The organism is Micromonospora cynarisoli, from assembly GCF_030518815.1.
In the GTDB taxonomy this organism is placed as follows: Bacteria; Actinomycetota; Actinomycetes; order Mycobacteriales; family Micromonosporaceae; genus Micromonospora; species Micromonospora wenchangensis.
The window spans coordinates 156,252-167,479 of the sequence record NZ_CP130426.1; the positions used below are offsets into that span (position 1 = coordinate 156,252).

Sequence of the window (11,228 nt, forward strand, 5' to 3'; positions counted from 1 at the left end):
GCCGGGCGGGGTGACCCATGCGTCAGTAGCCGGCGAAGGTGACGTCGGCGGTCGGTGCGCCGTGACCGCGCACGAATCAAGAGCACCTTGTTTCAGCAGCTCAGGGCAATATTATGAGCAATAGCTCAGCTCTTTGCCTACTCGCTTTCCGTGCCCCGGAAGGACCATCGGATGCCGTCAGCCGACCGTCGTCTTCAGCCTCGTCGCGAGCCTCGCCAGGTGCGGGCCGAGCTCACCCGGGAACGCATCCTGGCCGCCGCTGCTCACGTTTTCACCGAGTACGGCTACGCCGCCGGCACCACGAACCGCATCGCCGAACGGGCCCGGGTCTCCATCGGATCGCTGTACCAGTACTTTCCGAACAAGGACGCGATCCTCGCCGCGCTGCTGCTGCGGCACATCGACCGCGGTGCCTGGACCCAGGCCGACGAACTCGACCTGTCCCCGGGCACCCTGGCAGCGACGGTCCGGGCCCTGGTCCGCGACGCGATCGACAACCACAGCGAGGGCCCACAACTGCTGCGCATCATGATCGAGGAAGCGCCGCTGTCGCAGGAGCTGCTCGACACCATCGACCGGCACGGCAAGCAACGTGTCGCCCAGATCCGTGACCTGCTCGCCCTGCACCCGGACGTCCGCGTGACCGACCTCGACACGGCAGCCGAACTCATCGTGTTCACGGTGGAGATCAACACGCACAAGCTGATGGCCGACCCCCGACCGATCCCGATCGAACGATTCGAGCGTGAACTGGCGAACATGGTCACCCGGTACCTCCGCGGCGACCGACATGCGGAATGACTGCCGAGAACGCATGCCGCCTGGCAGGAGAACGCTGACGGACACACGCGCGCCGAGCATCGTCAGGCGGGAGGCTCAGTCAGCGTCAGGCAAGTACCGCCCGTACGCCGCCGAACACGGACGCAGAGCCTCATCGTCGAGGTGGGCCCGGGCGGTGGCGCGGCCCAGGTTCCACTCCTGCCACGCGTCGCGCCCGTGGGACCCCGACGAGGGTGCCGAGCCGCCGTTCAGCTCGTCGGCGATCACGGCCAGCGCACAGGAGCGGTACGGCTCCGGCAGCTTCTGCAGCGCCGGAACGGCGTCTGCGGACAGGGTGCTGAGGTAGTACAAGTCGATCCCGTGCTTCTCGGCCCGGTTCACGTTCTGTTCGGCGATGAACGCGTCGGGATTGAGCACGGCCAGGCCGATCAGCGCGCCGACGGCCGCGGCGAGGGCGGCCCGGGGCACCCATCGTCCCCGCAGCTTGATCCCGGCCACCAGGGTGAGCAGGAAGAGCACTCCCAGCCACAGTTCGCCGACGGTCACCAGCAGCCGTTGCCTGGTGAACCCGTACGCCTGCTCGTAGGCCGCCATCCGGGAGAGGGCCGAGGCGACGATGACCAGGGTCAGGGCCGACAGCAGACCCAGCAGCGTGCGCAGCAGCACCCGGTCGGACACCGTGGCCCGGGGCGCGATCTGGGCCGCCACGCCCACCACGACCACGGTGAGCCCGGTGACCACCAGTAGCTGCCAGAAGCCGGCCCGGGCGTACTCGGCGTACGTCAGCCCGGCGGTCTTCGCCACGTGTTCACCGCCGCCGAACAGGACCGTCGCCTGGACCGCGACGAAGCCCGCGAACAGTGCCACCAGTCCGCCGACCGGAAGGGCCCACTCCACCCGGCGGACCAGCCCCAGCCGCGACCCCGGTTCGGGCACCGTCGTGCCGCTCAGCAGACCGTGAGCCGCGACCGCCGTCACCACGACGGCGGCCACCGCCGACCCCAGCCACCGCACCAAGGTGCTGCCGTCGACCGACGGGATCAGCACGGACAATACCTCGGCGAACGCCGCGTCCGCCTCGGCCAGCAGGAACCCGAACACCGCCAGCAACGCCACCGCCACCAGCCCGGCGGTGGTGGTCCGCCGGGCCGCACCCCGATCCTGAACGTTGAACCTGATCGCGTCCCTGAGCAGCCACCGCAGCGCGGCCGGCACGGAACCGACCACCCGCAGCGGGGCGGCCACCAAACCGCCAGCCGACCAGCGATCCGTCAGGGCCACGCAACCGACCACCCCGGCGGCAAGCATGCACAGGACGAACAGCCACTCCGCCGCGCGCACCGCGCCCACGGCGATCAGCGCCACCACGGCCACGGCCTCGCCGGCCCGGACCGCAGTACGACCGGACCACGCACGACCGCGGCCGGCCGAGACCACTGTCGCGGTGGCGACGGCGAGAGCGGTCAGCAGCCACCCGATGCCCGGCCGGTCCCACGACAACGCGACGGCCGCCACGATCGCGGCGCCCGCGGTGGCGGTGACCGCCGCTCGGGGCCGTGGCGCGGGCGTCGCTTCGGGCGGCCCGGACTCCGGCGACGAAGGCTTGGTCGAGGACGACGCTGAGGACGACGGCTCGGGTGGCTCGCCCGCCGGTGGCGTGGCGGTCGTGTCGGGCAACGACATCAGATTCCCTTCGGACGCGGTGACGCGGCGTGCGGATCTGTGTCTAGTGGGCGGCGGGTTGTCCGGCTTCGGGAACGCGGCATGGACAAACAACGGTGGACAACCGATTCGGCCGTTTCTGTGGATCGAGGTTGTCCAGTTTCCGGACGTGGGAACTGAACAACCGTCGACCAGGCGATTCGACGACGGCCGCTGATAGCATTCGCACCTGTCGTTGGGGGTGGGAAATGCCGCGTCCGGAGCGTCCGGTGGATCCGGGCGAGGGGCCGGCGCAGCGGTTCGCCGTCGCCCTACGGGAACTGCGGCAGTCGGCGGGCAATCCGACGTACCGCGTGTTGGCCAAGCGGGCGCACTATTCGGCAACCGCGCTGGCGCAGGCCGCTGCGGGTGACCGGCTGCCGACCCTGGCGGTGGCGGTGGCGTACGCCCGCGCCTGCGCCGGCGACCCCGACGAGTGGACGGCCCGCTGGCGGAGTGCGGTCGCGGAACTGGACGCCGCGGCGTCACCGGCGACCGGTGCCTCCGACCAGGTCGGGGACCGGCCGCCGTACCTGGGCCTGGCCGCCTACGGACCCGACGACGCGGACTTGTTCCACGGTCGGGACCGCCTCGTCGCCGACCTCACGGACCGGCTGGCCCGGCACCGGTTCGTCGCGGTGGTCGGGCCGTCGGGCTCGGGTAAGTCGTCCCTGCTGCGGGCCGGTCTGCTGCCGGCCTGGTGCGCGAACGAGGAGCTGCCGACCGTGGTGATCACCCCAGGTGCCCACCCCATGCGGGAGCTGGCGGACAACCCGGTGGCGGGCGCCGACGATCTGCTGATCGTCGACCAGTTCGAGGAGGTGTTCTCCCTCTGTGCGGACGAGTCCGAGCGGGAGACCTTCATCCGCGCGTTGCTCGCGGTGGCGGGCGAGGCGGGCGGCCGCACCCGGGTGGTGATCGGCCTGCGGGCCGATTTCTACGCGCACTGCACCCGCGTGCCCGAGCTGGTGGCGGCGCTGCAGGACGCGCAGTTGCTGGTCGGCCCGATGACTCCCGAGGAACTGTCGGTCGTCGTCACCGAACCGGCGGCCCGGACCGGGCTGATGGTGGAGAAGACCCTCGTCGCCACGATCATCGCCGAGGCGGCGTCCCGGCCGGCGGTGTTGCCGTTCGTCTCCCACGCCCTGTGGGAGACCTGGCGGCGGCGGCGCGGCGCCGGGCTGTTCCTGGCCAGCTACGAGGCGGCCGGCGGCCTGGACGGCGCGCTCGCGCAGTCGGCCGATCGGGTGTTCGGGGAGCTGGACGAGGAGCACCGCCGGGCGGTCCGACGGATCCTGCTGCGGCTGACCGCGCTGGGCGACGGCACCGAGGACACCCGCCGGCGAGTCGCCCGCGCGGAACTCGGCGACGACGCCGTCACCGCGCACGTCCTGGAACGACTCGCGGCGGCCCGGTTGGTGACGATCGGCGAGGAGACCGTGGAGATCGCCCACGAGGCGCTCATCCGGGGCTGGCCTACCCTTCGGGACTGGCTCGCCGCCGACCGCGAGTCGCTACGCGCCCACCGCCGCCTCACCGGTGCCGCCACCGACTGGGCGACCCACGACGAGGACGACGCGTTCCTGTACCGGGGCAGTCTGCTCGCGGGCTGGGCCGACCGGGACACCGACGCCCTCAACGGGACCGAACGCGATTTCCTCGCCGCCAGCCTGGCCCGGCAGACCCGCGAGCACGCCCGCCGCCGGCGGCGGCTGCGGGTCACCATCGGCAGCCTGGTCGCGGGCCTGGTCACGGTCAGCCTGCTGGCCGTCCTCGCCGTGGTACAGACCGTCACGGCGAACGCCCAACGTGACCTCGCCGTCGCCGACAGTCTGGCCGCCCAGTCGCGCGCGGTGCTGGCGACCCAGCCTGACCTGGCGAACCTGTTGGCCCTGGCTGGGCTCGGCCACTCCGTGACGGCGCAGACCGTGGCCAGCGCGCAGGCGGCACTCTCGGCCCCGATGCACGTCGCGCGGCCACTGATCGGACACTCCGGCGCGGTGACCGCCGTCGGGTACAGCCCCGACGGCGGCACCGTCGCCACCGGCGGCGACGACGGCACCGTACGGCTGTGGACCGCCGGCCCGACCGCCGCGCTCACCCAGGGCAGTGCCGTGACGTCGATCGCCTTCACCCGGGACGGACGCCTGCTGGCGACCGGGGGAGTCGACGGCACCGTGCGACTGTGGGACGCGACCACCCACCACCCCCTCGGCACATTGACGGGTCGCGCCGCAGTCAACACGGTGGCCTTCCATCCGGACAGCACGACCATCGCGACCGGGTACGCCGACGGTGCCGTCCGGCTCTGGGACACCCGCACCGGCCTTTCCCGGCCCGTGCCGGTCGGCCACGACGGCCCGGTGAACGCGGTGACCTTCGACCGCGCCGGGCTGATCCTGGCCACCGGCGGGGACGACGACACCGCCCGGCTGTGGAACACGGCGACCCGTCACACGACGATCCTCTCCGGTCACACGGGCGAGGTCTTCGCGGTCGCGCTGAGCCCGGACGGCACGACCCTCGTCACGGGTTCCGCAGACGGCACCGCGCGGATCTGGGACGCCACGACCCACGAGTCCCGGGCCAGTCTCGTCGGGCACACCCGCGTCGTGCGGGCCGTGGCGTTCGGAGCCGACGGCCGCACCGTGGTGACCGGAAGCTGGGACGGCACCGCGCGGATCTGGGACACCACCACGCACCAGCCCCTGGCCACCCTCACCGGCCACACCGACGAGGTGCTCGCCGTGGGGACGAGCCCCGACGGTACGACAGTCGTGACCGGCAGCCGGGACGGTACCGCCCGCACGTGGGACACGAGGACGAGCAGATCCGTCGCCACGCTCGGGGGCCACACCGGCTACGTCGACGCGGTGGCGTTCAGCCCGGACGGCCGAACCGTCGCCACGGGAAGCAGGGACGGCACCGTCCGCCTGTGGGACACCGCCCGGCACGGTCAGCTCGCCGTCCTCGACGCCCGGGCCGGCTTCGTCTTCACCGTGGCGTTCAGCCCGGACGGTACGACCCTTGCCACCGGGCACAAGGATGGCCGGATCCGACTCTGGGACACCAGCACCCGCCAACAGAAGGCCACCCTCACCGGGCACACCGACGGCGTCGCCTCCGTCGCCTTCAGCCCCGACGGCCAAGTCCTGGCCAGCGCGTCCACCGACGGAACGGCCCGGTTGTGGGACCTGACCACCCGCCGTGCGTCCGCCGTGCTGACCGGCCACACCGGCTGGGTGGACGCCGTGGACTTCAGCCCCGACGGCAGCACCGCCTCGACCGCCTCGACCGACGGCACGGTCCGGCTCTGGGACTCTCACGCCGGCAGCACCATCGTCACCCTGGCACCCAGGACCGGCCACCTGAACGCGGTGGCGTTCAGCCCGGACGGCCGGACCCTCGCCATCGCCCCCGCCGACGGCACCGCCCTGCTGTGGGACGTCGCCGCCCGTCGGGTGGTGTCCGTCCTGACCGGGCACACCGCAGAGGTGATCGCGGTCGCGTTCAGCCCGGACGGACAGACCATCGCCACCAGCAGTCGGGACGGCACCACCCGGCTGTGGGACCGCGACCGTGGCCGGACGATCGTCGGTCTCACCGGTCACGTCGGCTGGGTCACGGCGGTGGCCTTCAGCCCGAACGGCAAGACGCTGGCCACCACCTCCTGGGACCGCACCGCCCGCCTCACCCCCACCCCGGACACCTGGCCCGCCGAGCTCTGCCGCCGAGCGGGACGGAACCTGACCGACGGCGAATGGGCCTACCACGTCGGGTCGGAGCCCTACCGGCGTCTCTGCCCCGAGCTACCCTCCGGCCAGGGAGCCGACCCCACCGCGCCCGCATCGACCTACCCCGACCTCTGGCCTTCCGCCGGTGACTGACGAGCTGCGCAGCTGGGCCTGGTGCACCGAGGAGCAGATCCGGGAGCGGGTGTCGGAGCTGCTGGCCCGCCGCATCGCCGCCGCGCTGCGCGCCAGGGCCGAGGGCGCGACGTTCGACCTGGGGAACGGCTTCCGCGCGCACTGACGCATGTCGGTGGCGCGCCTCCTCGGTGCAAGAATGCGCGTCATCTCGCCCGATACGCCTCCCGGGCCGTCGCCGCCGCATGCCGGGTCACCGGTGTCCGGCAGTCGATGAGTGCGGTCGCCAGCGCCGCCGACAAGGCGGCTGCGGAGTCGTTCAACGCGCCTTCGAGCGCGAGACCCGGTAAGGCGTCGGGCTTGAAGGCGCGACTCGCCGCATTCCGGTGGTTACACCGCTACAACACTGTCCGACGCCACTCGCGGCTCGGACACCAATCACCGATCACCTACGAAAAGAACACCCGCCCGGCATCAGCCACGCTGGCCCCGGCCGCATCGACGCCGTGTCCAGGATCAGGGTTCGAGCCCCTGGTGCAGGGCAGAATGCGGATGTTCGCCGTTTCCTCTCCGGTGGGATCGAGGTGGTCGCAGTGCGCCGAATAAGGCAGGCTTACCTAATTAAGGCAGGCTTGCCTAACTGGTCAGGCGCGCTTTCGACGTGACGTCGGGCGGGAGCGGCGATAAGTTCACCGCCCCGACGTTTTGCTGCTAGGGTGGTGTCACGAATTCGACCGCAGGATGCCGATCGGCGGTGGAGCAATTCCTCGGCCGATGGGCAATGCTGAACTGTCATGCAAGAATGCGCGGCGGGCACGCCCTGCCAATCGCCAAATTGGAGGATTTCATGAGGACCCTACTGCAAATGACTCCGGTTCGTGAATGCGCCGCTACCGCCTGCAGTTTCAACGACAGTGGCTGCCATGCTCCGGCGATCACGGTGGCCTCGACGGGTGAGGCGGCGTCCTGCGCGACGTTCGTGGAGTCATCGCTGCAGGCCGGGATCGCGGAGGTGACCGGCACCGTGGGCGCGTGCGCGCGTGCCGAGTGCACCTACAACACCAACCTCGCCTGCACGGCAGAGTCCATCTCCGTCGGTCCCGGCGTCACCGCCAGTGACTGTCGCACCTATCAGCCTGCCTGACAGTCGCCGGGGCAACGTCACCAGAGCGCCGAGATCGGCCGGACGATGCGACCGACGCCGCTTGGCAAGGTAAGGCTTACCTACTAAAGTCAGGTCCCTGGGTTGAGCTCGCCTCTACTCGTAGCCGAGGGGACTGACATGGTGCTCCATCCTGCCGAGCGACCAGCGGAGCTGACGGACACCGTGCCGTGTTCCGCCGTTCCGGCCGATCCGGACGCTGTGCTGGCACGGTCCGCCCTGGCCGCCAGTCCCTCCCTGCGGCTCCAACTTGGCGATGTCGCTGCCGACCTCATCGAAGCGCACACCATCCTGCACGACGGCACGGTGGTCCTCGCGGTTGATCCGATGACCCCCACCGGCGGCCTGCTGGTGGCCGCACGTGGTCAGCCGGGAGCGGTGCGGCTCGATGTGACGCAACTCGTCCCGGTCGCGGTCAGGTCCCGGGTGTGGGCCCGAGTCCAGGTGCTGGGCACCTCGCGCCGGTTCGACCCGGGCATCTTGGACTCATGCGACAGCGACACCATCATGCTCCTGCTCGACCTGCCCGCCGTCGCGTTGTGGGCGGTCGAACCGGTCGAGGTCGGCCTTACCCGTGACACCGGCGGCACCACCGTGAGTGTCAGCGCCTTCCGCGCTGCGCAACCAGACCCGCTCGCCGCCGATCAAGCCCGAGACCTGCAACATCTCACCCAATGTCACGGCGATGTCCTCGATCGGCTCGCCACGCTGGTCGACCCGGCGCTCACCGTCGGGGTGGCCCGGGTCGTACCGGTCGCTGTCGACGCCGACGGCATCGTGCTCCGCGCAGAGGCACCCGACCGGCACACCGACGTCCGGCTACCATTCGCCCACCGCCTCACCAGCCACGCCAGCCTCGCCGAAGGGCTGCGGATGCTGCTTGCCCAGGCGGCGCGGCGCGGGTCCGCCTGCCCACCCCGGAGCACGGCGAGTACCCAGCGCACTCCGGTGGCCGTGTGCGATCTCCCCAAGGGCGCGTGCGGCATGTCGCCGGTGTGACGGTGCGCCGGCACCGTCGTGCAACGGTGCGCCGTCCGCGACGCGACAGCCGTCGGCGCGGCGGCGATCGCACCCGCGGCGCTGCTGTCCACCAGCGACCATGTCCAGGAAGCAACCGCGATCGCCGCCCGCCAGCTCGGTCTTCCCGCTGGTCCACGTCGTCGCCGTCGAACCCGGTCCCACATCAGCCACCGGGATGTCCTGCCACACGAGCCGCCCGAGTTCCGCACCGGCGACCCGCACCGCCCCGGGAAGCTCGGCTTCGAGTCCGTCAGTCCGGCACACCCGCGGTCGCCGTGGCGCGGGCGGGCATCCGACGGTCATCGGTCCGGTGGCCGACGATGGAGCCGAGGATCTCGCCGGCGCGTACGGCTGCGTTGGACAGCAGCGAGGCGCTGATGCCGTGCGAGTGTTCGGTGCCTCCCTGAAGGTAGACGTTGGCCGACACGGAGGCGTCCGCCTGGAGGCGGTAGTCGCGCTGCACCACTGCCCGGCCGAACCCGTCCCGGTGGTAGTACCGGGCTGCGTCGTCGAGCAGTGGGAACGGATCGACCGGCTGGTAGCCGGTGGCGCAGACCAGGATGTCGGCGTCGAGGACCGACTCCTCACCGGTGGTCAGCATTTCGACGGTTACCGCCACCCTGCCGTCGCGCTCGCGGGCTCCGGTCAGGCGGGACATGTTGAGCAGCCGCAGCCGATGGATGCCGGTCACCTTCTCCTGGTAGGAGCGTCGATAGAGTTCCTCGATGAGGTCGGCGTCGACGACCGCGTAGTTCGTGTTCCGGTGGTAGTTCATCAGCATTGTCTTGACCTTGGCCGGTGCGGTGAAGTAGTCGTCCACGGCAGCCGGGTCGAAGATGCGGTTGGCGAACGAGCTGTCGTCGGCCGGGCTGTAGCCGTACCGGGAGAACACGCCGCACACCTCGGCGGTGGGGAACCGTTCGTGCAGAAACGCGGTGACCTCGGCGGCGCTCTGTCCGGCACCCACCACGACGAACCGGGACGGATCGGTGCCGTCGAGCCGGTCGATGTTGGTCAGGAGGTCACGGCTGTGCCAGATCTGATCGGAGACCTCCACGCCGGCCGGGAGCTGTGGCTTCAGCCCGGTCGCGATGACGAGATTGCGGGCGCGGAACGAGCTGGCCCCGCCGTCGTCGTGGCGTACCAGCACGTCGAACGCCTCGACGACGCCGTCGCGGAGCACCGGGACGACCCTGGTGACCTCCTGGCCGTAGCGCGCCAGGTCACCGACCTTGGCCGCAGCCCACTCCAGGTAGTCGTGGAACTCGACCCGCAGCGGAAAGAAGCTCTTGTGGTTGACGAAGTCGATCAGCCGTCCCCGGTCCTTCAGGTAGCACAGGAAGCTGAACTCGCTGGTGGGGTTACGCAGCGTGACCAGATCCTTGAGGAAGGACACCTGCATGGTCGCGTCCGACAGCAGCATGCCACGGTGCCAGCCGAACCGGGCCTGGCGCTCCAGGAACACGGCGGTGACCGGGTCGGCCGCACCGGGGCCGCCGTTGTGCTCGTGCACGGCGACCGCTAAGGCCAGATTGGACGGACCGAAGCCGATTCCGAGCAGGTCGTAGACCGGCGGTGTGCCCTTCGGAGCGGCCTGTGACATCGGCGGTCCTCATCGTCAGGTCGAGCGTGTCGACATCCTGCGCATGAAAGAGCCGCCCCCGGGGACGGCTGAAAGCTAGGTTAGACTAACCTAACTTTCGCTGAGTTGGATGGGCCAGGAGGCGCCGTGCGGGTAGTCATGTTCGGGTACCAGACGTGGGGGCATCGGACCCTGCAGGCGTTGCTGGACTCGGAGCACGAGGTCGCCCTCGTAGTAACGCATCCACCGAGTGACCATGCGTACGAGAGGATCTGGAGCGACTCGGTCGCCGACCTCGCGGCGGCGCACGGCGTTCCGGTCGAGGTCCGCGACCGGCCTGACGACGATCTGCTGGCTCCGCTGGAGAAGGCCGATCCGGACGTCATCGTGGCGACCAACTGGCGTACCTGGATCCCACCGCAGATCTTCGAGCTGCCCCGACGCGGCACGCTCAACGTGCACGACTCGTTGCTCCCCGCGTACGCGGGCTTCTCGCCGTTGATCTGGGCCCTGATCAACGGCGAGAAGGAGGTCGGGGTGACCGCGCACATGATGGATGCGGAGCTGGACGCCGGGAACGTCGTGTTGCAGCGGTCGGTGCCGGTCGGCCCACGGGACACCACGACTGACCTCTTCTACAAGACCCTGGAACTGTTCGGGCCGATCACCGTCGACGGCCTTGCGCTGATCGCCTCGGGTAGGACCGACTGGACGCCGCAGGACCGTTCGAAGGCCAGCTTCTTCCACAAGCGGTCCGACGAGGACAACCGCATCGACTGGACCTGGTCGGCGGAGGAACTGGACCGGCTGATCCGGGCACAGTCCGACCCCTATCCGAACGCGTACACCTTCCACCAGGGGCGGCGACTGCGCATCATCGCCGCGTCCGTCTCGCAGGGCAACTACGGCGGTACGCCCGGTCGCATCTTCATCCGCGAGGGTGACGCCGTCGTCATCGTGGCCGGCGCCGAGGCCCGCCGTGGCAGGAGCCGCGGCCTCGCGGTCGAGCGGGTCCGCCTGGACGACGGCACCGAACTGGCCGCCACCGAGTATTTCCGCACCATGGGCGGCTACCTCACCAGCCACCCGTGACGCGCGGGCGCTGATTCGTACGGGC

At 70.6% G+C, this 11,228-nt stretch carries 10 protein-coding genes; 8 read left to right on the forward strand and 2 right to left on the reverse strand.

The genetic code is table 11. From position 1 onward, the window contains the following. Window positions 1-219 precede the first annotated feature (219 nt). Window positions 220-801 (forward strand): TetR/AcrR family transcriptional regulator, encoded by a 582-nt coding sequence (locus Q2K16_RS00530; protein WP_302742830.1) that lies wholly within the window; start codon window positions 220-222, stop codon window positions 799-801. Between the two features lie 75 nt (window positions 802-876). Here Q2K16_RS00530 and Q2K16_RS00535 read toward each other — a convergent pair whose 3' ends face one another. Next, entirely contained in the window at window positions 877-2,295 is a 1,419-nt protein-coding gene (locus tag Q2K16_RS00535; protein WP_302742832.1) for a DUF4153 domain-containing protein, read from the reverse strand. A 16-nt stretch (window positions 2,296-2,311) separates the two neighbouring features. Between Q2K16_RS00535 and Q2K16_RS00540 the strand changes: the two genes are divergently transcribed. The 6 genes from Q2K16_RS00540 to Q2K16_RS00560 all read left to right on the forward strand — a co-directional run bounded on the left by Q2K16_RS00540 (window position 2,312) and on the right by Q2K16_RS00560 (window position 8,508). Further along, on the forward strand, window positions 2,312-2,659 hold the full coding sequence (locus Q2K16_RS00540; RefSeq protein ID WP_302742834.1) for a hypothetical protein: 348 nt from the start codon (window positions 2,312-2,314) through the stop codon (window positions 2,657-2,659). A 52-nt stretch (window positions 2,660-2,711) separates the two neighbouring features. Beyond that, window positions 2,712-6,368, forward strand: coding sequence for an nSTAND1 domain-containing NTPase (locus tag Q2K16_RS00545; RefSeq protein WP_302742836.1), 3,657 nt, complete (start codon window positions 2,712-2,714; stop codon window positions 6,366-6,368). Further along, a complete protein-coding gene (locus Q2K16_RS00550) occupies window positions 6,361-6,513 on the forward strand; it encodes a hypothetical protein (protein WP_302742838.1) in 153 nt (50 codons plus the stop codon). The genes Q2K16_RS00545 and Q2K16_RS00550 overlap by 8 nt, the downstream gene beginning before the upstream one ends. Continuing rightward, window positions 6,510-6,953 carry an integrase core domain-containing protein gene (locus Q2K16_RS32975; RefSeq protein WP_368052554.1) on the forward strand — a complete coding sequence of 148 codons (444 nt, stop codon included), beginning with the start codon at window positions 6,510-6,512 and terminating at the stop codon, window positions 6,951-6,953. The genes Q2K16_RS00550 and Q2K16_RS32975 overlap by 4 nt, the downstream gene beginning before the upstream one ends. Before the next feature lie 241 nt (window positions 6,954-7,194). Further along, window positions 7,195-7,491, forward strand: coding sequence for a DUF1540 domain-containing protein (locus Q2K16_RS00555; protein ID WP_302746334.1), 297 nt, complete (start codon window positions 7,195-7,197; stop codon window positions 7,489-7,491). Between the two features lie 138 nt (window positions 7,492-7,629). Continuing rightward, entirely contained in the window at window positions 7,630-8,508 is an 879-nt protein-coding gene (locus tag Q2K16_RS00560; RefSeq protein WP_302742840.1) for a DUF2470 domain-containing protein, read from the forward strand. A 271-nt stretch (window positions 8,509-8,779) separates the two neighbouring features. On the opposite strand, the gene Q2K16_RS00565 is transcribed toward Q2K16_RS00560, so the two are convergent. Then, window positions 8,780-10,132, reverse strand: coding sequence for a lysine N(6)-hydroxylase/L-ornithine N(5)-oxygenase family protein (locus tag Q2K16_RS00565; RefSeq protein WP_302742842.1), 1,353 nt, complete (start codon window positions 10,130-10,132; stop codon window positions 8,780-8,782). 126 nt (window positions 10,133-10,258) lie between these two features. On the opposite strand from Q2K16_RS00565, the gene Q2K16_RS00570 reads away from it, so the two are divergent. Further along, window positions 10,259-11,203, forward strand: a complete 945-nt coding sequence (locus Q2K16_RS00570) for a methionyl-tRNA formyltransferase (protein WP_302742844.1) — start codon at window positions 10,259-10,261, stop codon at window positions 11,201-11,203. The last annotated feature ends 25 nt before the right edge of the window (window positions 11,204-11,228 follow it).